Source organism: Thermopetrobacter sp. TC1 (assembly GCF_000746275.1).
Classification (GTDB): Bacteria; Pseudomonadota; Alphaproteobacteria; order Rhizobiales; family Aestuariivirgaceae; genus Thermopetrobacter.
Window position 1 is genome coordinate 12,930 of sequence record NZ_KN050828.1, and the last position, 22,013, is coordinate 34,942.

Genomic DNA, 22,013 nt, shown 5'->3' on the forward strand with positions numbered 1-22,013 from the left:
CCCCGCCTATAGCATGAGTGGCGGGGTAACATACCCCGCCAAAATGTTGAAGGAACGGGATAAAATCCCGTTCCGGCATTTTATGTCCAGACGGCACAAATCAAACCATTTGGCAAGTGCCATCGCCCACCCAAAACGCCTCATTTTTGGCCCTGGATTGCCGGGACGGGGCCCGGCAATGACGTTTTCTTTTTTCTATCAATGAGTTAAGCAACTAGCACCCAACGCATGGAAAGTCTTTTTTCTACGGTTGATGAGGCGGTAACCTCATACTTCTTGAACTTCCTTGGACACGCTTGGGCTTTCGCCGGGGTGACAAGATAGATGGCAATCTTGTGTCGTGTGGTTAGTTCTCGTGGGCCAGGTCCGGGGTATCGCTGCGGGAAGCCGCACGAGGAGCCGTTCAGCTGCCGGCAAGGGCCTTCTGCGCCTCTTCGCGGATGCGCTGCATCATGGATTTCAGGCCGTTGGCGCGCTGGGGCGTGAGGTGTTCCTCCAGGCCAAGGCGGCGCATGTTGCCCTCCATGTCCATCTCAAGGATCTCCCGGGCCTTGCGGCCGGAGACCATGGAAAGCAGCACGGCGATTAAGCCCTTGACGATGAGGGCATCGGAATCCGCCTTCAGATACAAAACGGCTTCCTCCGTGCCCGGATTTTCCACCTCCGGCAGGATCCACACCTGCGAGACGCAGCCATGCACGCGGTTGGCCTCGGTGCGCGCCTCATCGGGAAAGGGCGGCAGCTCCTTGCCCAGCTCGATGAGATAGCGATAGCGGTCCTCCCAGTCCTCGAGAAACTCGAAGTCCGCAGCAATGTCTTCAAAGCGGCGATCGGTCATGGCGTTTCAAACCGTTGAGAAAGGCCTTTCCCCGCCGCCGGTGATAGCCGTCCTTTCAGGCGGGCACAAGGTGTTGGGTTTAAGGGAGCGGGTTTAAGGAGCACTCCTTTCGCCGGAAGCACTCCCATCGCCGGAAAGATATTGTATATCCTTCCGGAACGTTTCGGCGGGGTTTTGAACCCCGCCTCAAGGCATGGATGGCGGGGGAACATGCCCCGCCAAAATGTTGAAGGAACGGGATGAAATTCCGTTCCGGCATTTTATGTCCAGACGGCACAAATCAAACCATTTGGCGAGCGTCAACGCCCACCAAAACCGCCTCATTCCTGGCCCTGGATTGCCAGGATCCCGGTTCAAGCCCGGGACAGGTAATGCCGTCAATGACGTTTTCTCTTGCTTTATCAATGAGTTAAACAATCAACACCCAACTTATGCACACTACACGATACAACGTCGCCATCTTTCTCGTCACCCCGGCGAAAGCCGGGGTCTCGAGCCACAAATGCATGAGTCAATGGCCTGAGATACCGGCTTACGCCGGTATGACGGTATAAGTGTCGTGCAGTGTGCAACTTTTGGAAAGTCTTTTTTCCTCGTTCGATTTGGTGTCAACAGCCCGCTTCCTGAATTTTCTTGGCCAGGCATGAAAAAGGGCGGGATTTCTGGTCCCGCCCGGGTGGTGTCTGGCCTCTTGATGAGCGATCGGCCGGTTATTCCACGACGATGCGCGGCATGGATTTCTTGCCGGTGTCGCCGGTCTTGAGCTTGGCCCAGACGGCCTCGGCCATTTCGCGGTAGGCCTTGGCGTGCGGGCTTTCCGGCTCGGTGGCGACGATGGGGCGGCCGGTGTCGGAGCGCTCGCGCAGCTCCGGATCCAGCGGAATCTCGCCAAGGAAGGGCACGCCCATGCGCTCGGCCTCCTGACGCGCGCCGCCGTGGCCGAAGATCTCGTGCCGGGTGTCGCAGTTGGGGCAGATGAAGTAGCTCATGTTCTCCACAATGCCGAGGATGGGCACGTTCACGCGCTTGAACATGTTCAGACCCTTTCGCGCATCGATCAGCGCCAGATCCTGCGGCGTGGAGACGATGATGGCGCCGGAAAGCGGCACCTGCTGGGCCATGGTCAGCTGCGCATCGCCCGTGCCCGGCGGCATGTCCACCACCATGACATCAAGATCCCCCCAGGAGATCTCGTGCATCATCTGCTGCAGGGCCGACATGACCATGGGCCCGCGCCAGATGACCGGCGTGGCCTCGTCCACGACGAAGCCGATGGACATGGCCTTCAGCCCGTAGGCCTCCAGCGCCGCCAGCTTCTCCGGATTTTCCGGATCGGGCTGCGGCTCCTGCTTCAGCCCCAGCAGCTTGGGCAGCGAGGGGCCGTAGATGTCCGCATCGAGAATGCCGACCTTCAGGCCCAAGGAGGCGAGCGCCAAGGCCAGGTTGATGGCGGTGGTGGACTTGCCCACACCGCCCTTGCCCGAGGCGACGGCGATGATGTGATCCACGCCCGGAATGCCCGGCGCCTGCGAGGCGGTGGGCGGCTGGGGCTTGCGGCCGCGCTGCTGGCCCGGCTGGCCCGCGCCCTCCTTCTTCTCGGCGGTCAAGGCCACCATGACTTTGTCCACGCCCTCAAGGGCGGAGACGGCCTCCTCCGCCGCCTTGCGCACCGGCTCATAGGCCTGGGCCTGATCGGGGTCCACCTGCAGGGCGAACATGACGTTCTTGCCGGCGATGACGATTTCGGAAACCATGCCGGCGGACACGATGTCCACATCCCCGCCCGGCGCCTTCACGGCCTTGAGGGCCTCAAGAACCTTCTCCTTCGTAATCTCGCTCATGACTTCTCTACCTGCTGACTGGCTGTGATGCGATTGCGTTCATGATCCCTGCCGTCCGGCCGCATGCGAAAGTTAGGCGGCCGGTCTGCCGGGGCCTTGCTAGCACATTTGCGCCCCGGCGGGTAAGTGCCGATTTCACGCTGGCGCGTTCTGATGCCCTGTTTCCCCCGAAACGCCGGATCCTGGCCGCACGTCTCCCTGCCCGCGCGGGGCGGAGAAGACGCTGTGTTGAGACCCTGCGTGGCGCACAGCGGCGCCTGCCCCATCCGTTTTTACGGGCGCCCGGCCCGATGGCCACACGGGTGAACCGTCACGATCCCGTCTTCTGCAGGCGCACGGGCCAGCGGCCGCCCATCTCATGGGTGATGTCGGCAGCGGCCTCCATCACCAGCGCGCCCAGCTGACCAAGGCGGGCGGAGCCGATGCGGGCAGCGGGGCCGGAGACGGAGATGCCGGCGATGGGCTCGGCATGTTCGTCGAAGATGACGGACGCCACGCAGCGCAGGCCGATGGCGGTTTCCTCGTCATCGATGGCGAAGCCGCGGGAGCGGATGCGGGCCAGCTCCTTGCGCAGCTCGCTTTCCGAGGTGATGGTGCGCGCTGTCAACGGGCGCGGATCCCAGCAGGAGAAGATCTTTTCCTGCACCGGCTCCGGCGAGAAGGCGAGCAGGGCCTTGCCGATGCCGGAGGCATGAATGTAGGCGCGGCCGCCAACGCCGGCGATGGCCCGCATCATCTTCTTGGTCTCCACCTGGGCGAGGTAGATGACCTCGCAACGGTCGAGAATGCCGAGGTTGACCGTCTCGCCGGTGATGGTCATCAGCCGCCGCATGATGGGGCGGGCGATCTGAATGAGATCCCGGGAACGGATGAAGGCCGAGCCCACCTGAAAGGCCTGCACCCCGATCATCCACACCGAGCGCTCGTTGTCGAAGCGCACATAGCGCTCGTTCTGCAGGGTGGTGAGCAGGCGATGGGCGGTGGAATTGGGCAGGCCCACCTCGCGCGCCAGCTCCGAGAGAGACAGCCCCTGCGGATGATAGGACAGGGCGTTGAGCAGCTTGAGCGCGCGCGACAGGGACTGCACCTGTCCCGAAGAGCGCAACAGCTCCTTGGACGGGACGCGCACGTCCTGCCGGCGGACGCCGCAGGGGGTGAGGTTGTTCATGTCGCTCGTCATCTCGTTCACCAGTCTTCTCCCGTCTTTCCTGTGGCGAGCCGCGGCGGAATGCGGCCGCCTCGCCCGGTGTTCCTGCGCTGCATCCCGGGAGAGGCCGGATGCATGCGCTCCTATCTGACAACGGGGACGCGGCGCGAGGCGAAACGCGACAGCGGCTCTCCTGGCCCATCAGCGACCTGACCTGGGCCCTTTCAGGCCTTGTGCGGGATCGCTTGCGTTCGCCCCCGGTTCGCGCCAACCGTTCATGCAAATGCGAGGCGCTTGCATCAATCGGTCAAACTGTGATGCATGCCTCTTTTTCCGACCTTTTTACTCGGTTTTTTGAACGAGTCAAGCCTTTCCTGCCCGTCCATCTGATGGAAGGGCATTCCATTGTGGATAAAGGTGTTCGAGCTCAGCGTGCAGTGACGCAACTGATCATCGATCACCCCATTCCTGGTCCTGGACTGGCGGAACACGTGGGACGGTGACGATTCGTGTGGTGATTCAATGCCTTAAGAACCACCCTTTTTCCTTTTGCTAGGCCGGCGCGAATCATGTTTATCCGCGTCTTCCCCACTCTGTCACAATCGGGCCTTGTCCCGGCTGTCCAGGGGCGGCCAGCGATACAGAGTGGGGCTTATGAGATGTCTGATCCGGGGCTGAGCCTTTGAATGGAACGGTTTTTCAAAAGAGCCATACGCTTCTGGCCTTGCCGGCCAGCCAAAGCCATCGCCTTGCAAGACCGCTTCGAGTCAGAATCCGTGCCGGTCACATGTTGGGATAGTTGGGCCCCTCGCCGCCCTGGGGCGGGGTCCAGGTGATGTTCTGATAGGGATCCTTGATGTCGCAGGTCTTGCAGTGCAGGCAGTTGGCGGCGTTGATGCGGAAGACCTTCCCGCCCTTTTCCTCCACGATTTCGTAGACGGCCGCCGGGCAATAGCGCTGTGCGGGCTCGGCATATTCGGCCAGGCCTTTGCGCAGGGGCAGCTCCGGATCCTTCAGCTTCAGGTGAACCGGCTGATCCTCCTCGTGAAAGGTGCCGGAATAGGCCAAGGAGGTGAGGCGGTCGAAGGTGATCCTGCCGTCGGGCCTGGGATAATCGATGCGGCGGGCACGCTGAGCAGGTTTCAAGGTCTCGTGATCGGCGTGGCGGTGATGCAGGGTGCCGAACAGCGGCCGGCCGAAAAGATGCGCCCACCACATGTCCAGCCCGCCGAGAATGAGCCCGCCGAAAAGGCCAAAGCGGGAGAGCAGGGGCTTGACGTTGCGCACCCTGGCGAGATCCTGCCAGACCCAGGAGGCCTTCAGGGCCTCTTCGTAGGTGGCAAGGGCCTCGTCATGGGCGCGGCCGGCGGCAAGGGCCTGGACAACCGCCTCGGCGGCGAGCATGCCGCTTTTCATGGCGTTGTGCGAGCCCTTGATGCGCGGCACGTTCATGAACCCGGCGGAACAGCCGATGAGCGCCCCGCCGGGGAAGAACAGGCGCGGGATGGACTGCAGCCCGCCTTCGGTGAGGGCGCGGGCGCCATAGGCGATGCGGCGGCCGCCTTCCAGCATCTCCGACAGCAGCGGATGGCGCTTGAACTGCTGGAATTCCTCAAAGGGAGAGAGCCAGGGATTGTCGTAGTCCAGATGCACGACGAAGCCGACGGCAGCCAGGTTCTCACCGAAGTGATAGACGAAGCCGCCGCCGCCTGTGCGCACCCCCAGCGGCCAGCCCATGGTGTGCATGACCAGACCGGGCTTGTGCGCCTCAGGCCGCAGCTCCCACAGCTCCTTGATGCCGATGCCGTATTTCTGGGGATCGCGGCCCTCGGCCAGGCCATAGCGGGCGATGATGTCCTTGGCGAGGGAGCCCCGCGCGCCCTCGGCGATGAGCACATATTTGCCGGTGAGCTCCACGCCGGGCTCATACTCCGGCTTTGGCTTTCCTTCCCGGTTGAGCCCCATCTCGCCGGCGATGACGCCAATCAGCGCGCCCTTCTCGTCATGGATCGGGCGCGACGCGGCAAAACCGGGATAGATCTCCACGCCCAACGCCTCGGCCTGCTCGGCCAGCCAGCGGCAGACATTGGCGAGCGAGGCGATGTAATAGGTCTCACGGTTGCGGATGAAGGGCGGCATGAGGGCATGAGGCAGGCGCATGCCGCCCGCCGGGCCCAAAAGCCAGAACTCATCGCGGGTGACGGGCTGCTCCAGGGGGGCGCCGCGTTCCTGCCAGTCGGGAAAGAGTTCGGCAAGCGCGATCGGATCGATCACGGCGCCTGAGAGAATGTGTGCGCCGATTTCCGAGCCCTTGTCCAGCAGGCAGACGGAAATATCCTGCCCCGCCTCGGCCGCCTTCTGCTTGCACCGGATGGCCGCGGCCAGCCCGGCGGGCCCGCCGCCGATGATCAGCACATCATAGTCCATGCGTTCGCGCGAGACGGGCTCGGTCATGTCGCCTCCTGCCCCTCGTTCGTGATCCTGTTCATCCCATGCCGCATGCATCCGGCAAGGGCCGCCGGATGGTGTCCGGCATTCTACACGTCCAGCCCCTCCCGCATCAGCCCGGCAAAAGTCTAGATCCGCCTCCGGAGCTATGGCGTTCCCCGGCGCTTGAAGCATGCCGGCACACGACACACACCGTTTCCATCTTCCTCGTCACCCCGTAGATCAGCCCATTGGTGTCCAATTAAATTGCTTTGTGTGTTGCGAATGATTTTCGTTATTAAGAGTGCAAGCACTCACATGCACCATAGATGCTTTTACCTAGGCATTTCCCCCACCATCGCCCAAACTTAGAGTATGTTATTTTTAACTGGAATATCAATAAGTTACGTCATGCCCGGGCTTGTCCCGGGCATCCAGGGGCGGTTTAAACATTCAGCAGTGGCAGGCAGGAACGCTTCTTTTAGGCTCTGTCCTTAAAAAGGGACCTCTCATCAAAAAAGCATACGGCTCCGATCAAGCCTGCTGGCGAACACCATCGCCATCCAAAACCGCCTCATTCCTAGCCCTGGATTGCCGGGACAAGGCCCGGCAATGACGTTTTCTTGTGATTTATCAATGAGTTAAACAACAACCCCCTAGCTCATGGAAAGTCTTTTTTCCTTGGTCGATTTGGCGTCAACAGCACCTTCCTGAATTTTTTGGACAGGCATGGGCGAAAGCCCGGGGTCTCGGGCCGCAAACTCATGCAAGTGCGGCCTTAGATACCGGCTGATCTACGGCATGACGAAGTGTATGTCGTGCGATCTGGCGCAGGACTTGCATCGATTTTCTTACACACGCGCAAGCCGTCCGCCCCGTCCCGAAATGGCACAGAGGCGGGCGAAAAAGCGGTGCGATTGGTTGACAAGACATTGAAAGGAGAAGGCGAATTGTCCCGCGCCTTCAAGCGCGCCCTTAAGCCCGGTGTGGCAGGATCGGTTCCGGTGGGATCAACGGGGAGTGACGCGGAACCGTCCGCTCGGGAGGACGCCAAGATGAAAGCGCTACAGACCATGCACGGGTTTTCGCCTTCCATGCGCGAGATGCATGGAGGCAGAGCGGCGCCAACGGACCGCGCCCGCAGGCCGGCCGAGGACCAGGATCGGGGGCTTGCGCGCGATGCGTTCATGCCGGGCAAGCCGGCGGCGACGCCAAACGTGGCCAAAGAAGGGCCTAATCTCAGGAAGCATCCGGATGGACAGGCGAACGAGGCCAAGACGGCCTACATTGCGCCGGAGATCATCCAGCGGCTTGTTAAGATCGGCGATTTTGCCGCGCTGCTCACCCTCGCCGTGTTCCTGACCGTGCCGTTCATGCGCGATGCCTATCAGACAACGCTCGTGGGCTTTTTCGCGCTTACGCTGACGTTCACCACGCTGGTGGTGCTGCGGGCGGCGGGATTGTATGAAATTTCGGCGATCACGGCGCCTGTCCGAAACATCCCGAAAGCGGTCCTGCTGTTGTCTCTCGTCGGCCTGGCCGGCTTTGCGCTGCTGCATGCGATCCTGCCCGTTTCGGGCTGGCAGCGGCTGGCGTGCTGGACCGTGCTGGGCGGTGCCTGGATGGCGCTTTCCCGGACCGGGCTGGCCCTGTGGGCCATTCCGAAGGCGAAGGCCGGCGCCTTCCGTCTGCGCATTGCCATCGTCGGCGGCGGCGAGGCGGCGGAAGAAGCCATTGACACGCTGGAGTCCTCCCCCGGGCTGGATGTGGAAATTGTTGGTCTGTTCGATGATCGTCATGACGAGCGCTCGCCGGAGCACATCCGCCGCTATCGCAAGCTGGGGCGCATCGCCGATCTCAACGATTATGCCCGGCACAACCGCGTGGATCTGGTCATCGTCGCCATTCCGCTTTCGGCGGAAGAGCGGCTGCTGCACATTCTGAAGCGCTTGTGGGAGCTGCCGGTGGACATCCGCATTTCCGGTCAGGCCAGCCGCCTGAAGCTCTCACCGCGCGCCTATGATTACCTGGGCAACCTGCCTCTGCTTGCGGTCTTCGACAAGCCGCTCGGCACCTGGGGCTGGTTCGTCAAGGAGGTGTTCGACCGGGTGGTGGCGGCACTCCTGCTCATCCTGTTCGCGCCGGTGATGGCGGCGGTGGCGCTGGCCATCAAGCTGGAAAGCCCGGGCCCAGTGCTGTTCCGGCAGAAGCGCTATGGCTTCAACAACGAGCTGATTGAGGTTTACAAGTTCCGCTCCATGTATGTGGATCGCTGTGATGCCAACGCCAGCCGTCTGGTGACCAAGGATGATCCGCGCGTGACCAGGGTGGGGCGTTTCATCCGCAAGACCTCGCTTGATGAGCTGCCGCAGCTGTTCAACGTGCTGAAGGGCGAGCTCTCCCTGGTGGGCCCGCGCCCGCACGCCACCCAGGCCAAGGCGGCGGATGCCCTGTATCAGGAAGTGGTGGACGGCTACTTCGCCCGTCACAAGGTCAAGCCGGGCATAACCGGCTGGGCCCAGATCAACGGCTGGCGCGGCGAGACGGATACCTACGAGAAGATCATCAACCGGGTGAAATACGATCTCGAGTACATCGAGAACTGGTCGATCTGGTTCGACATCTACATCCTGCTGATGACGCCGATTGCGCTGTTCTCGCGCAAGAATGCCGAGCATGCCTATTGAGCGGGGCCTTTACGCCCCCTCGCCTTCGGCCGGGTGTGATGCCGCCGCACACCCGGCCGGAAGCGTTTGAAAAGCTTGCCGGGTGTTCATGCTTTTGTCCTTGCCGTTGCGGCGCTTGCGGGAGTATCTAGACAGACACGTGCGATCATGCGCCGCCGGATTTTGCCTGCAGGGCAGCCGTTGCGGTATTGGGAACGCCAGAGCAACAGCCGAAGGCTTCAGCACAGACAGATCCATGCCCGCATTCCTCTCGCGCCGAAAGATCCGAATCACTTATCCCCTCGCCCTGTTCCTCTCCTTCATGGCGGCCGGCATGGCGACCAGCCAGGCCAGACCGGAGGATCCGCCAAAAGCGGAAAGGCAACAGCTGGAAGAATGGGTGGGCACCTCCCGCTCGGGCAGCTATCTGGCCGGGCGTTTCGCGGCGCGGCAGCGCGATTATGAGCATGCGGCACGCTTTTTCGAATCCACCCTGTCCTATGATCCGTCCAATCCTTCGCTGCTGCATCGCGCCTTTGTGCTTTATGCCTCCAGCGGCCAGTGGGCCAAGGCGGATGCGCTGGCGCAGCGGATCGTGCGCGCCAATCCTAGCGCGCGGCTGGCGCAGACGGTGCTGGGCCTGAAAGCGGCGGAAAAGGGCCGCTGGGCGCAGGCGCGCAAGCATTTCCGCAAGGCGGCAGTGACCCCGATCGGCGAACTGACCTCGGGATTGCTCACCGCCTGGGCCCACGCCGGCGAGGGCCATCTGGCCAAGGCCTTGGCGGCGCTCAAAAAACTGGAGAAATACGAGACCTTTTCCAGCTTTCGCGACTTTCACGGCGCCCTGATCGCGGACTTTCTGAAATCGCCTTCCCGGGCCGAGCAGCTCTATGCCCGCGCCTACAGGGACATTTCGGGCTCCCTGCGCGTGGCGCAGGCCTACGCCAATTTCCTGAGGCGGCATGGCAAGATCGACGATGCGCGCAAGATCTACCGCGCCTTTCTCAAGGCGGCGCCGGAAACCGCCATTATCAAGGCCGCCCTTGCCGATCTGAAGAAGCATCCGCGCAAGAAGCCAAAGCCCATGATCCGCACCGCCCGGCAGGGCATGGCGGAGGCGCTGTTCTCACTGGCCTCGGCGCTGATCGACGATCGCAGCCTGGATATCGCCCTCATTTATAACCGCATGGCCCTGCGCATGCGGCCGAACTATCCGGTGGCGTGGATGCTGCTCGGCGAGATCTATGAGAACATGCGCAAGTTCGACAAGGCCATCGCCGCCTATCGCCGCATTCCAAGGTCGCATCCGCTGTGGGTTCCGGCGCAGATCCAGATCGCGCTCGATCTTGACGATCTGAAGCGCACCGATGAGGCCATCGCCCTGTTGCGCCGGCTGAGCAAGGATCACCCGCGCGAGTACAAGATTTTTCTCACCCTGGGCAATATCCTAAGAGCACACGAACGCTGGAAGGAAGCGGCAGAGGCCTATACCCGCGGGCTGAAGCTGATGGGCAAGCCCGAGCCGCGGCACTGGAGCATCTACTATTTCCGCGGCATCGCCTATGAGCGCTCCGGTCAATGGCCCAAGGCGGAGAAGGACTTCCGCCTGGCGCTGAAGCTCAATCCGGATCATCCGTCCGTGCTCAACTATCTGGGCTATTCGCTAATCGACCGCGGCGAGAAACTCAAGGAAGCCCTGGAGATGGTGAAAAAGGCGGTGGATGCCCGCCCCAACGACGGTTACATCGTGGACAGCCTGGGCTGGGCCTATTACCGCCTTGGCCGCTATGATGAGGCGGTGAAATACCTTGAGCGGGCGGTGGAGCTGCGGCCGGGAGATCCGGTAATCAATGATCATCTCGGCGATGCCTACTGGAAGGTGGGGCGGCGGCTGGAGGCGCGCTTTCAGTGGCGGCATGCGCTGGATTCCAAGCCGGAGGAAAAGGATATTCCCCGCATCAAGCGCAAGCTTGAGGTGGGCTTGGACGTGGTTGAGCGCGAAGAGGCCGCCAAGACGCGCAAGACCGCCAATGGAACGGATCAGGCCCGCTGAATTCCGGCCTTTTCTGTCATGCCAACCTGCATCATGCCCCCCACCGCCCCGCGCCTCCATGTAAAAACGAGGGCTTGGGCGGTGGCGCGGAGCGATTTCACCGGTCAGCCTTTGCGCAACCGGGGATAACGGGCGGTTACCTTGATCGGCCTTCGGCGTTCCGTGTGCGCGTTTTCTGGGCTATGCTGACGGATGCACAGGCGAGGCAGACGGGGCCAGGCATGGAAACGCGCTCGGACATTGCGCCCACAGAGACCGATCAGAACACGGCAGACGCCGCGCTGAAAGGACAGGCCTTTTCCGGCGGCTGGCATCTGCCCGATGAGAAAGAGCGTATCTGCACCCCTGCCCTGCTGACGGCGGAGGAACTTTCCGGCGATGGCGACGTTGCGGCGCTGGCCCGCTCGCCGCACCGTTTCGTCAACCGCGAGCTGTCCTGGCTGGGCTTCAACATGCGGGTGCTGGAGGAGGCACGCAACCGCCGCCATCCCCTGCTGGAGCGCCTGCGGTTTCTTTCCATCTCCGGCAACAATCTCGATGAATTCTTCATGGTGCGCGTGGCCGGGCTGGTCAGCCAGGTGCGCGGTGGCATCACCCGTCGTTCGCAGGATGGCCTCACACCGGCGCAGCAGCTGAAGCGTGTGCATTCCTTTGCGGCGCGGCTCATGCGCATGCAGGATGAGCGCTGGGCGGAGCTTGTGCGCGAACTGGCGGCGGAAGGCATTCACATTCTCAAGCCCGATCAGCTGCTCAAGGGCGACTGCGCCTATCTCGACCGGCTGTTTCTGGAACGCATCCTGCCGGTGGTGACCCCGATCGCCATCGATCCCGCCCATCCCTTCCCCTTCATTCCCAACAAGGGGTTCGTCATTGCCATGCAGCTAAGACGGCGGGCCGATGACCATCCCATGAACGCGCTGCTGCCGGTTCCGCAGCAGCTGGAGCGTTTCATCCGCCTGCCGGACGAGGAAGGCTCCGGCCTGATCCGTTTCATCGCGCTTGAGGATGTCATCGCGCTTTATGCCGGTCAGATCTTTCCTTCCTACGAGGTGCTGGGCCTGGGAGCGTTTCGGGTCATCCGCGATTCCGATCTGGAGATCGAGGAAGAGGCGGAAGACCTGATGCGCGTGTTTGAATACGCCATCAAGCGGCGGCGGCGCGGGCGGGTGATCCGCCTGGAGGTGGATGCGCGGGCGCCGGAGAGTCTGGCGCGCTTCATGGCACGACAGCTGGATGTTCCCGAAGAGGGTGTGGTGATCTGCGAGGGCGTGGTCGGCTATGCCGATACCGCGCAGCTGATCGTGGATGACCGGCCCGATCTGCTGTTTCCGCCCTATACGCCGCGCTATCCCGAACGCATCCGTGAGCACGGCGGCGACATCTTCTCCGCCATCGCCCGCAAGGATTTCATCGTGCATCACCCCTATGAGAGCTTCGATGTGGTGGTGCAGTTCATCAATCAGGCGGCGGAGGATCCCGATGTCGTCGCCATCCGGCAGACGCTCTATCGCACCTCGGCCAATTCTCCGATCGTGGCCGCCCTGACGAAGGCGGCGGAGGCGGGCAAGTCGGTCATGGCGCTGGTGGAGCTGAAGGCCCGCTTTGACGAAGAGGCCAATATCCAGTGGGCGCGCAACCTGGAGCGGGCAGGCGCACAGGTGGTCTTCGGCTTTCTGGAGCTGAAGACGCACGCCAAGGTCTCGATGGTGGTGCGGCGCGAGGGCGAAGAGATGCGCACCTATGTGCACTTCGGCACCGGCAACTATCATCCGGTTACGGCCCGCATCTATACCGATCTCTCCTTCTTCACCTGCGATCCCGCCCTGGGGCGGGATGCGGCGCGCCTGTTCAACTTCGTGGCCGGATATGCGCCGCCGGAGAATCTGGAGAAACTGGCGGTTTCGCCCATCAACCTCAAGGAGCGACTGCTTGAGCATATCGAGGAGGAAATCGCCCATGCAAAGGCGGGCCGGCCCGGGCACATCTGGATCAAGTGCAACGCGGTGGTGGACGCCGGGATGATCGATGCGCTCTATCGCGCCTCGCAGGCGGGGGTGAAGATCGAGATGGTGGTGCGGGGCATCTGCTGTCTGCGCCCCGGCGTGCCCGGCCTTTCCGAAAACATCCGGGTGAAGAGCATCATCGGACGTTTTCTGGAACATGCCCGCATCTATGCCTTCGGGCGCGGGCATGGGCTGCCGCATCCGAAGGCGGCCGTTTATATCTCCTCGGCCGATCTGATGCCGCGCAATCTCGAACGGCGGGTGGAGACACTGGTGCCGCTTGAGAATCCGACGGTGCATGCGCAGGTGCTCGATCAGATCATGGTGGCCAATCTCATGGACAACATGCAGAGCTGGCGGATGATGCCGGATGGCGCCACCTGTCGCATCGTGCCGGGGCCCGATGAACCCCCCTTCATCGCCCACAACTATTTCATGGAAAACCCTTCCCTTTCCGGCCGTGGCGAGGCCTTGCGCCGCTCCGCGCCGGACAGCATCGTGCCGGCAACACCGCAGGACGGGGTCAGGGATGAGCCTGTGAAGGATCAGGGGCATGAGCCAGCCTGAACTTGGTGACTTCACCATCGACCAGATCGAGGAGAGCACACCGCCGAAACTGCGGCCGGTGGCGGTGGTGGACATCGGCTCCAATTCGGTGCGCCTTGTGGTCTATGACGGCCTGCGCCGCACCTCCGCCCCCATTTTCAACGAAAAGGTTCTGGCCGGGCTGGGCCGCGGCGTGGCCACGAAGGGCGAGCTTTCCAAGGAGGGGGCGCGGCGGGCGCTTGCGGCCCTGCGGCGGTTCAAGGCCATCAACGCCCTGCTGGATGTGGGCGAGGTCTATGCCTTCGCCACGGCGGCGGTGCGCGAGGCGGCCAATGGCGCGGCGTTTCTGAAAAAGGCGGTGGCGGCGCTGGATGAGCCGATATCCGTCTTAAGCGGGCAGGAAGAGGCGCATTATGCCGCCTGCGGTGTTATCGCCGGTATTCCGGAGGCCGACGGCGTGGTCGGTGATCTGGGCGGCGGGTCGCTGGAGCTTGTGCGCGTGAAGGAGGGCAAGATCAAGAAGGGCATGACCCTGCCGCTGGGCCCTTTGAGGCTGCATGACCTTTCGGGCGGAGAATTCACGCGCGCGGCCGATCTCATCGAGGAGGCACTGGCAGAAGCGCCCGTGCTCAAGAAACTGGAATCGCGCAGCTTCTATGCCGTGGGCGGCGCCTGGCGCAATCTCGCCCGCATTCACATGGAGCAGACGGGCTATCCGCTGCGGGTGATTCAGCAATACACCATTCCGCGGCATGAAGCGCTGCTGCTGACGGAACGGGTGGCGCGCATGGCGCCGGAAGAGATCGCGGCGGTGCGCGGCGTTTCCGAAAGCCGCGCGACGTTTCTGCCGCTGGCCTCACTGGTGCTGAACCGGATCCTGGCCAACTCGGGCGCGCGTAATATCGTTTTCTCCCTGTTCGGCGTGCGCGAGGGTGTCCTGTTCTCGCGGCTGCCAAAGGAGGTGCGCCGGGCCGATCCGCTTCTCTCCGCCTGCTGGGACTTTGCGCGCCGCTATGCCCGCAATCCGCGGCATGCGCTGGATCTGTGCCGGTGGACGGATCAGATCTGCAGCGAAGAGGGCATGACCTGCACCCGGCGCTGGACGCGGCTGCGCTATGCCGCGGCCATGCTTTCCGACATCGGCTGGCGGGCTCATCCGGACTATCGCGGCAGCCGCGCCTTCACCATTGTCAGCCAGGCCAATTTCACCGGCATCGATCACTATTCCCGCGCCTTTCTGGCGCTGGTCACCCTGTTCCGCTACGAGGGGCCCGGCTATACGCCGCCTGCGGAAATCGCCGCGCTGGTGGATGACAAGGCCATTCGCCGCGCCCGTATCCTTGCCGCGCTGTTCCGGCTGGCCTACCGGCTGTCGGCGGCGGTGCCGAATGTTTTGCCGCGCATCCCCTTGCGCCTGGAGAAAAAGAAGCTCGTTCTCGACCTCACTTCCTGTAACGGGGATCTGGAGGGCGAGGCGGTGGAGAAACGCCTGCAGCTTCTGGCGCGCCTTTTAGAGCGCAAGGGCGTGATCGTTTGACCGCCAAGAGGCCTCCGACGCTGATACTTTCCTGTCGTGATCATGCGCGTGACGAATCAATCACGCCTCATCATCCTGTGGTCGCAACAGAGCTGCACAGTGAAAAATGCGCCGCCAAAACGAATGAACATGTTACGGTTTTCCACAGTTTTCCGCTACGTGAGAAAAAATTTTTCTCTCTTCCTTCGCTATCCAGAATTGCATCCCGTTACGTAATCTTGAAGAAAGAAGCCAAACCGAGGCATTGTTCCAGGCCCTTTCTGACTGCATCTGCAATGCCATGAGATTGATCATGACAAGTGTGATCAGATCACGTTTTTGCGATCGCTTATTTCATAAGCAAAACTGAAAATAAATGTTTTTTCCTATTGACATCCAATAATGCTCAAGCATAAAAGCGAGTATAGCCTGCTGTGGCGAGGTGAGGGTCTGTTCTCTAGGCTTCTTTTTGCCCGTCAGTTCGGTCGGTATCGATTGATTCGATTTTTTGGCGTGAAAGCAAATTGGGAACAGGCTCTTGCAAATGGGGGCAGGCTGCAGTCACGGTTGCCTGAACAATCAAAGGGACGAGAGAATGAGTGAAGAAAACAAGGACGTTGCACACAACAACGCATTTGTCGAGCTGACGGCCGACATCGTTGCCGCCTATGTCGGCAACAATGCCGTGCCGGCCAACGAGCTGCCGCAGCTCATCCATGACGTCTACAAGGCGCTGGCTTCCGCAGCCACGGCGGAGCCGGAGGAGAAGAAGGAGGAGCTGAAGCCGGCGGTGCCGATTCGCCGCTCGGTGCAGCCCGACTACATCATCTGCCTTGAGGACGGCAAGAAATTCAAGTCGCTGAAGCGGCACCTGCGCACGCATCACAACATGACGCCCGAAGAGTACAAGGAAAAATGGGGCCTGCCGCCGGATTATCCGCTGGTGGCGCCGAATTATGCGCAGGCGCGCTCGCAGCTGGCCAAGAAGATGGGCCTGGGCCAGCGCCGTAAGGGTGGAGAAGAGAAGAAATAACCGTCTCTTCTTTCCCAGCCCCCATTCGATTTCTCGACCGGCCGGGTGCTGCATCCGGCCGGTTTTTGTGTGCCTTGTTGCACTCAAGGTCAGGGCAGTGCCCCTTCATGCCTTGCGATGTGCGCTGGCCTTTCCTTGCGCCATGTGTCGGATGCGCCAGAGGGCGGCGAGCATGGCGGCCGCACCTATGACGGCGGAGCCGAGCGCGGAGCCGATGAGCAGGCCATATGCTCCCCAGAGGCGGGCCATGACCTCCACCGGCAGGATGGTGCCAACAGTGGCGCGTGCCCAGTTGAAGAGGGTGGAAAGGCGGGCGCTGTCCAGATTGTTGAAGGCGGCCTGGGCGACGAACTGCATGCCGGTGAACATCCACGTCCATGCAAGCCAGGTGCAGAAGAAGGTCACCAGTGCGGCGGCCTCGCCGGAGAGCTTAAACCAGCCCGGCACCTGATGGCGGAAGATGAAGAGCACCGCGGCCATGACCAGCGTATAACCGCCCGCGAGCGCAAGGCCATGGATATAGGTATGCATCACCCGGTCCAGGCGCTGCGCGCCATAGTTCTGGCCGATGATCGGTCCCACGGCGCCGGAAAGGGAAAAGACGACGCCGAAGAAAACCGGCACCAGGCGGTTGATGACGGTGGTGGCGGCAACCACGGCATCACCAAACCGGGCCGAGGCGAAGAGGAGATAGGCAACCAGCGCCGGCGTGGCCAGCTGCGTGAGGGTGACGGGAACGGCAACACGGGCGATGAGCGGCAGATGACGGCGCGTCTGCGCCAGGGAAGGGCGGGCGAGCATGTCACGGATGCGCACAAGCCCGTGCAGGCCAACGAGGAAGGATAGAAGGTTGGCCGATATGGTGGCCAGTGCGGCGCCGGCGATACCCAGCCCGAAGCCGAAGATGAAAAGCGGATCGAGCACGGCGTTGGTGATGGCCGTGGTGAGGGTGACGAACATGGCGCGCAGGGGATCGGCGCTGGCCCGCAGGCAAAAGCTGAAGATGATGGCGCCGGCGAGCAGGGGAAAACCGAGGGCGACGATGCGCAGGTAAGTCGCCGCCTCCGAGAGCGCAGCCCCTTCTGCGCCCAGGGCCCGCAGGAGAGGCTCGGCAAAAAGCAGAACGCAGACGGCGATGCCGGCGGCGATGGCCATGGCGAGAACAAGGGCCGATGCGGCGATGCGCCGGGCGCGCGGGCGGCGGCGGCGGCCGAGATGAATGGAGACAAGGGCACCGGTGGCAATGCCGAGGCCAAGGGCGAGGGAGAGGTTGGCAAAGGCGATGGTGCCGGCAAAGCCCATGCCGGCGGTGGTCTCCACCCGGCCAAGCAGGGCGATGAACCAGAGATCGGCGAGATCGACGGCGAACATGGCCATGAGCCCCACCGCGCCGGTGAGGGTCATGACCACGAGATGGCGGAAGATGGAACCGGTGACGAAACGGGCCGGATGCACGGCGGATGACGCCGCGAGCGCGGAAGCCTCTTCCGTCTCCTCCGGTGCCTCGGTCTGCCGGGTCATGGGCCTAGCCGCCGGTGACGTTCATGTGACGCCGCATGACCCCGTGGGTGCCGCTGTCATCGATGACGAATTCGTGGCCCTTCGGCTTGCGGGCGATGGCCTCGCGGATGACCTGGCGCAAGTGCGCATCGGATGCGGATTCGCGCAAGGGTGTGCGCAGATCGGCGGCATCGTCCTGCCCGAGACAGAGATAGAGCGTGCCGGTGGCGGTGAGGCGCACGCGATTGCAGCCGTCGCAGAAATGGGCGCTGAGCGGGGTGATGAAACCGAGGCGGCCGCCGGTTTCCTTCACGCGCACATAGCGGGAGGGACCGCCGGTGACGTGATCATCGGGCTTGAGCGTCCAGCGGCGCTCCAGGGCCTCGCGAACGACAGAGAGCGGCAGATACTGATCGCAGCGATCGCCGCCAATCTCGCCCATGGGCATGGTTTCGATCAGGGTGATGTCAAAGCCCTCGCCATGAGCCCATTCGATGAGGCGGGGGATTTCCTCCTCATTGACGCCGCGAAGGGCCACGGTGTTGATCTTCACGGCCAGCCCCGCCTCCTTCGCCGCTTTCAGGCCGGCGAGCACCCTGGAAAGATCGCCGCGGCGGGTGATGTCGCGAAATTTTTCGGCATCCAGGGTATCGAGCGAGACGTTGACACGGCGCACGCCATGGGCGGCGAGATCGTCGGCATAGCGGGCCAGTTGCGAGCCGTTGGTGGTCAGGGTCAGTTCATCGAGACGACCGGAGCGAAGATGGCGCGAAAGACGCTCAATCAGCCACATGAGATTGCGGCGCACCAGGGGCTCGCCGCCGGTAAGCCGGATCTTGCGCACCCCCATGTCCACGAAGGCGGTACAGACGCGATCCAGCTCCTCAAGTGTCAGGATGTCACGCTTGGGCAGAAAATCGGGATCCGCCGGCATGCAGTAACGGCAGCGGAAATCACAGCGATCCGTGACCGAAACCCGCAAATAGGTGATGGCGCGCCCGAAGGGATCAACCAGGGGCGCGATCGTCTCCTCGCCCTGCGCCAAAGCGTCACCGCCGCGCGCTTGCGCGGAGGCGGCGGGGGCGCGCAGGCTTTCCTCTTCGGCCTTTTCGCCGGTATGTCCGGGCTTGGCATCCATGGCGCCCAGATTGAACGTCCTTGATGTTCCGGTCAAGGCGGCAGGGGTTTAAGGGGCGTGCGTTTTTCACGGTTCAGCAGCGATCAATGGCCGCTTCCTTCGTTCTTGCGCCGCCTGTCGGATCACGATCCGGGCAAGGGGCGGCTTGACTTCGCCCATGACGACACTGATACCGGATGCGCGCAACCCGCATGCGGGTCAGCGGGAGATTTTTCGACGTTCAGGAGGCAGGCGCCGCATTCATGGTTGACTGGCTGCAGCATTTCATCGACGCCATCATCCGTTTCACCGCCGACAATCCGGCGCTGACGGGGCTTTTGCTTCTGTTCTTTGCCGGGGCTGAGGCCGTGATTGTCGTCGGTGCGCTGGTGCCGGGCGAGGCGGCGGTGCTGGCGCTGGCGACAGCGGCGGGCGCGGCGGGCATGAACCCTTGGCAGATGCTGGCCTGGGTGACGCTGGGCGCGGTTCTTGGCGATGGCGTCTCCTTCTGGATCGGGCGGCGTTATGGCAACGGCGTCTTGCGCTGGCCGCTGGTGCGCGCGCATCCGGAGCTTCTGGACAAGGCCGAGGCCTTCATACGGCGGCAGGGGGTGAAGGCCGTGATCATCGGCCGCTTTCTGCCGGGATTGCGGGCGATCATGCCGGTGGCGGCGGGCGTGCTGGGCATGCCGCCGGGGCGGTTTTATGTGGCCAATGTGCTCTCGGCTCTGGCCTGGGCGGCGGTGCACGTGTTTCCGGCGGTGCTGCTGGGCGAGGCCTACAATCAGCTGGGCGCGGTGAGCGGCCGGCTCACGGCGCTTTTGGCGCTGCTGCTTCTGTCGCTGTTCCTGCTGGTGTGGCTGGCGCGGGCGATGTTCGTCTGGGTGGCGCCAAGGCTGGAAGCCCTGCAACTTCATCTGGCGGCATGGCTGAATGCGCGGCCGGATGCCTTCTCGCGCAGGCTGGCGCGCTGGCTGACGCCAGAGAAAGGCGGCCTGGGCGGCATGCTGCTCTGGGGCGGGCTGTTCATGCTCGGCGCGGGCGGGCTGATCGCGGTGATGGAAGATCTGCTCACCGGTGATCCGCTGGTGCGGGCCGATGTCGCCATTCACCGTTTCCTGCAATCGCTGCGCACGGAACCTGCTGATGCGGTGATGGTGACGATCACGGCATTGGGCGATGGCATCGTCATCGCCGCGGCGGCGGCGGCGCTGATCGGCACGCTTCTGTGGCAGCGGGCATGGCGGCTGGCGCTGGCGGCGGGCACGACGATTGCGGCAACGGCCGTTCTCGTGCCGATCATGAAACTGCTGCTGCACAAGCCGCGGCCGATCACCATCTATCGCGGCGCGGAGGCCTTCAGCTTTCCCAGCGGGCATACGGCAATGACGGCGGTGGTCTTCGGCATCGCCGCGGTGCTGGCGGCGCGGCGGTTGTCCTTTGGCATGCGGCTTGCCGTGTTCGGCCTTTATGCCCTGTGGGTGGGGCTTGTGGGCTTTTCCCGCATCTATCTGGCGGCACACTGGCCTTCCGACGTTCTGGGCGGGCTGTTCATGGGGCTGGCGCTGGTGGCCGCCTTTGCCTTATGGCTGGATCTCTCCGAAGAGGCCGAAAGCCCCCGTTCATGGCGGCAAACGCTGATGGCGCCGCTGGCGGCGGTGCTGGCGCTCGTAGTCGTGGGCAGTTTTCATGTGCCCGGCCAGTTTCAGCGCAATCTCGTGCGCTATGCGCCGCGGCAGGAACAGATCCTCTTGCCGCTGAATGCCTGGCTGAACGGCGGCTGGCGCAGCCTGCCGCAGCGGCGCATCGACCTGAAGGGGGAATTTAAGGAACCCCTGCTTCTGCAATGGGCGGATAAGCCGAACACCATTCGCGGGCTGCTGGGCCAAGGCGGCTGGCGGGCGCATGCCCTGCCCACATTCCGGGATGCGCTCATCTTTCTGCTGCCGAATGTGGCGCTTGCCGATCTGCCGCCGCTGCCGCTTCTGCATGAGGGGCGCCTGCCGGTCATGATGTTCAGCCAGCCCCTGCCCGGCGGCGAAAGCCGGCTGGTGCTGCGCTTCTGGCGCAGTGGCGTGCGCGTGCGCACGCTAGCGGGCGTGCGTCCGCTGTTTCTAGGCGCGTTGACCGAGGAAAGGGTGAAGCATGTCTGGCTGCTGGGCACGGTGCTGCGCGAGCGGCCGATCGAGACCCTGCCGAATATGCTCAAGACTGCGGTGCGCACAACGGCACGGCTGAGCGTCATTGAAACAGATGCCGGCATCATCCTCATTCATCCGCACGCGCAGAAGAGCAGGCCATGACCATGACCGCCGCCAGCACGCCCTTCCCTGCCCTTGCAGATGATCATCACCGCAAGCGCCTGTTCATCATCGTCAATCCGGATGCAGGCCGGGGGCGGCGCAACCTGCTCGATCAGAGCGTGCGCATGCTGCGCGCCCGAAAAGCGCACGTGAGGACCGTTCTCAGCGCACAGCGCGCGGACAGCACGCGCCTTGCCGCAGAGGCCGCGCAATCGGGCCGCTATGATGCCGTCATCGCCGCCGGCGGGGACGGCACCGTGCATGACGTGGCAAAAGGGCTGATCGGTAATACGGTGCCTTTGGGCATCATTCCGCTGGGCACGGCCAATGTGCTGGCACGCGAAATCGGCATGCAGCCGGAGCCGGCGATGGTGGCGGCCACGCTGCTTTCAGGGCCGGCGCGGGCAATCCGCCTCGGCATGGCGGATGCGGAGCCGTTTCTGTTCGTGGTCGGTATCGGCCTTGATGCGGCGGCGGTGCGGCATTTCGAGGCAGGCAAATTCCGCCGCCTGGGGCCGCTGGGGCTTGTGCCGCCGGTGATCCGTGCGCTGGCGGAGGATCAGGAGCAGCCGCTAGCGATAGAGCTGAATGGTGCGCGGAAAACGGCGCACTGGGCCCTTATTACCCGCGTGCCGCATTATGCGGCGAATATCCTGCTGTGCGAGGACGCCAGCCTGTTTTCAGAAGACGTGTGCGTGGTGCTCTTTCATGGTCGCGGATGGGCCGTGCGCCTGCGGCAACTGACGGCCATGGTCACGGGACTATTGCGGCACGATCCGGGCGTGTCCATTCTGCGGGCAAGGCGCATCCGCATCTCAGGCCCGGCCGACACCCCCGTGCAGATGGACGGCGAAAGCACCGGCCGCCTGCCGCTTTCGCTCTCGGTGAGCGACAAACACCTGCGGCTGATTTTTCCTCCGGCACCATAACCACGGAAATGGAACATGCTCATGGGCATGGCGCACGCATGATGCACAGCCCCGTTCATGACGTTTCGCGCATTCCGGCTTTCTGAAAGCGAAT

13 protein-coding genes are annotated in these 22,013 nt (G+C 63.1%); 7 read left to right on the top strand and 6 right to left on the bottom strand.

Going from position 1 to position 22,013, the window contains the following annotated elements; all coding sequences use genetic code 11:
- Positions 1 to 403 precede the first annotated feature (403 nt).
- The 4 genes from EK16_RS03885 to EK16_RS03900 form a co-directional block, all read right to left on the bottom strand.
- Positions 404 to 838, bottom strand: coding sequence for a SufE family protein (locus EK16_RS03885; protein WP_038034888.1), 435 nt, complete (start codon positions 836 to 838; stop codon positions 404 to 406).
- A 710-nt stretch (positions 839 to 1,548) separates the two neighbouring features.
- Positions 1,549 to 2,679 carry an Mrp/NBP35 family ATP-binding protein gene (locus EK16_RS03890; RefSeq protein ID WP_038034889.1) on the bottom strand — a complete coding sequence of 377 codons (1,131 nt, stop codon included), beginning with the start codon at positions 2,677 to 2,679 and terminating at the stop codon, positions 1,549 to 1,551.
- A 310-nt stretch (positions 2,680 to 2,989) separates the two neighbouring features.
- On the bottom strand, positions 2,990 to 3,859 hold the full coding sequence (locus tag EK16_RS03895; RefSeq protein ID WP_231573641.1) for an IclR family transcriptional regulator: 870 nt from the start codon (positions 3,857 to 3,859) through the stop codon (positions 2,990 to 2,992).
- A 750-nt stretch (positions 3,860 to 4,609) separates the two neighbouring features.
- The gene (locus tag EK16_RS03900; RefSeq protein ID WP_038035828.1) at positions 4,610 to 6,280 is read right to left on the bottom strand and encodes an electron transfer flavoprotein-ubiquinone oxidoreductase; all 1,671 of its coding nucleotides are present in this window, start codon (positions 6,278 to 6,280) and stop codon (positions 4,610 to 4,612) included.
- Between the two features lie 1,028 nt (positions 6,281 to 7,308).
- On the opposite strand from EK16_RS03900, the gene EK16_RS11395 reads away from it, so the two are divergent.
- The 5 genes from EK16_RS11395 to EK16_RS03925 all read left to right on the top strand — a co-directional run bounded on the left by EK16_RS11395 (position 7,309) and on the right by EK16_RS03925 (position 16,070).
- Positions 7,309 to 8,940: an undecaprenyl-phosphate glucose phosphotransferase gene (locus EK16_RS11395; RefSeq protein ID WP_231573599.1), complete on the top strand. Its 1,632-nt coding sequence runs from the start codon at positions 7,309 to 7,311 to the stop codon at positions 8,938 to 8,940.
- 313 nt (positions 8,941 to 9,253) lie between these two features.
- Positions 9,254 to 10,972, top strand: coding sequence for a tetratricopeptide repeat protein (locus tag EK16_RS03910; RefSeq protein WP_197059597.1), 1,719 nt, complete (start codon positions 9,254 to 9,256; stop codon positions 10,970 to 10,972).
- A 221-nt stretch (positions 10,973 to 11,193) separates the two neighbouring features.
- Positions 11,194 to 13,542, top strand: coding sequence for an RNA degradosome polyphosphate kinase (locus tag EK16_RS03915; protein ID WP_081910389.1), 2,349 nt, complete (start codon positions 11,194 to 11,196; stop codon positions 13,540 to 13,542).
- Positions 13,529 to 15,058, top strand: a complete 1,530-nt coding sequence (locus tag EK16_RS03920; protein ID WP_051928907.1) for a Ppx/GppA phosphatase family protein — start codon at positions 13,529 to 13,531, stop codon at positions 15,056 to 15,058. Before EK16_RS03915 ends, EK16_RS03920 begins: the two co-directional genes overlap by 14 nt.
- 574 nt (positions 15,059 to 15,632) lie before the next feature.
- The gene (locus EK16_RS03925) at positions 15,633 to 16,070 is read left to right on the top strand and encodes a Ros/MucR family transcriptional regulator (RefSeq protein ID WP_038034890.1); all 438 of its coding nucleotides are present in this window, start codon (positions 15,633 to 15,635) and stop codon (positions 16,068 to 16,070) included.
- A 105-nt stretch (positions 16,071 to 16,175) separates the two neighbouring features.
- Here EK16_RS03925 and EK16_RS03930 read toward each other — a convergent pair whose 3' ends face one another.
- A complete protein-coding gene (locus EK16_RS03930; protein WP_051928908.1) occupies positions 16,176 to 17,591 on the bottom strand; it encodes an MATE family efflux transporter in 1,416 nt (471 codons plus the stop codon).
- Between the two features lie 4 nt (positions 17,592 to 17,595).
- Complete coding sequence (moaA, locus tag EK16_RS03935) at positions 17,596 to 18,708, bottom strand: GTP 3',8-cyclase MoaA (protein WP_081910242.1); 1,113 nt, start codon at positions 18,706 to 18,708, stop codon at positions 17,596 to 17,598.
- Between the two features lie 242 nt (positions 18,709 to 18,950).
- Between moaA and EK16_RS03940 the strand changes: the two genes are divergently transcribed.
- Positions 18,951 to 20,990 (top strand): bifunctional DedA family/phosphatase PAP2 family protein, encoded by a 2,040-nt coding sequence (locus EK16_RS03940; protein ID WP_197059598.1) that lies wholly within the window; start codon positions 18,951 to 18,953, stop codon positions 20,988 to 20,990.
- Positions 20,987 to 21,919 carry a diacylglycerol/lipid kinase family protein gene (locus EK16_RS03945; RefSeq protein ID WP_038034892.1) on the top strand — a complete coding sequence of 311 codons (933 nt, stop codon included), beginning with the start codon at positions 20,987 to 20,989 and terminating at the stop codon, positions 21,917 to 21,919. The genes EK16_RS03940 and EK16_RS03945 overlap by 4 nt, the downstream gene beginning before the upstream one ends.
- Positions 21,920 to 22,013 lie beyond the last annotated feature (94 nt).

Excerpts from the sequence above, each read along its gene's own strand:
- EK16_RS03920 (WP_051928907.1), top strand. The coding sequence starts at position 13,529 with ATGAGCCAGCCTGAACTTGGTGACTTCACCATCGACCAGATCGAGGAG.
- EK16_RS03895 (WP_231573641.1), bottom strand. The coding sequence starts at position 3,859 with ATGACGAGCGACATGAACAACCTCACCCCCTGCGGCGTCCGCCGGCAG.
- EK16_RS03925 (WP_038034890.1), top strand. The coding sequence starts at position 15,633 with ATGAGTGAAGAAAACAAGGACGTTGCACACAACAACGCATTTGTCGAG.
- EK16_RS03885 (WP_038034888.1), bottom strand. The coding sequence starts at position 838 with ATGACCGATCGCCGCTTTGAAGACATTGCTGCGGACTTCGAGTTTCTC.
- EK16_RS03910 (WP_197059597.1), top strand. The coding sequence starts at position 9,254 with ATGGCGACCAGCCAGGCCAGACCGGAGGATCCGCCAAAAGCGGAAAGG.
- EK16_RS03945 (WP_038034892.1), top strand. The coding sequence starts at position 20,987 with ATGACCATGACCGCCGCCAGCACGCCCTTCCCTGCCCTTGCAGATGAT.
- EK16_RS03930 (WP_051928908.1), bottom strand. The coding sequence starts at position 17,591 with ATGACCCGGCAGACCGAGGCACCGGAGGAGACGGAAGAGGCTTCCGCG.
- EK16_RS11395 (WP_231573599.1), top strand. The coding sequence starts at position 7,309 with ATGAAAGCGCTACAGACCATGCACGGGTTTTCGCCTTCCATGCGCGAG.
- EK16_RS03890 (WP_038034889.1), bottom strand. The coding sequence starts at position 2,679 with ATGAGCGAGATTACGAAGGAGAAGGTTCTTGAGGCCCTCAAGGCCGTG.
- EK16_RS03915 (WP_081910389.1), top strand. The coding sequence starts at position 11,194 with ATGGAAACGCGCTCGGACATTGCGCCCACAGAGACCGATCAGAACACG.
- moaA (WP_081910242.1), bottom strand. The coding sequence starts at position 18,708 with ATGGATGCCAAGCCCGGACATACCGGCGAAAAGGCCGAAGAGGAAAGC.
- EK16_RS03940 (WP_197059598.1), top strand. The coding sequence starts at position 18,951 with ATGGTTGACTGGCTGCAGCATTTCATCGACGCCATCATCCGTTTCACC.
- EK16_RS03900 (WP_038035828.1), bottom strand. The coding sequence starts at position 6,280 with ATGACCGAGCCCGTCTCGCGCGAACGCATGGACTATGATGTGCTGATC.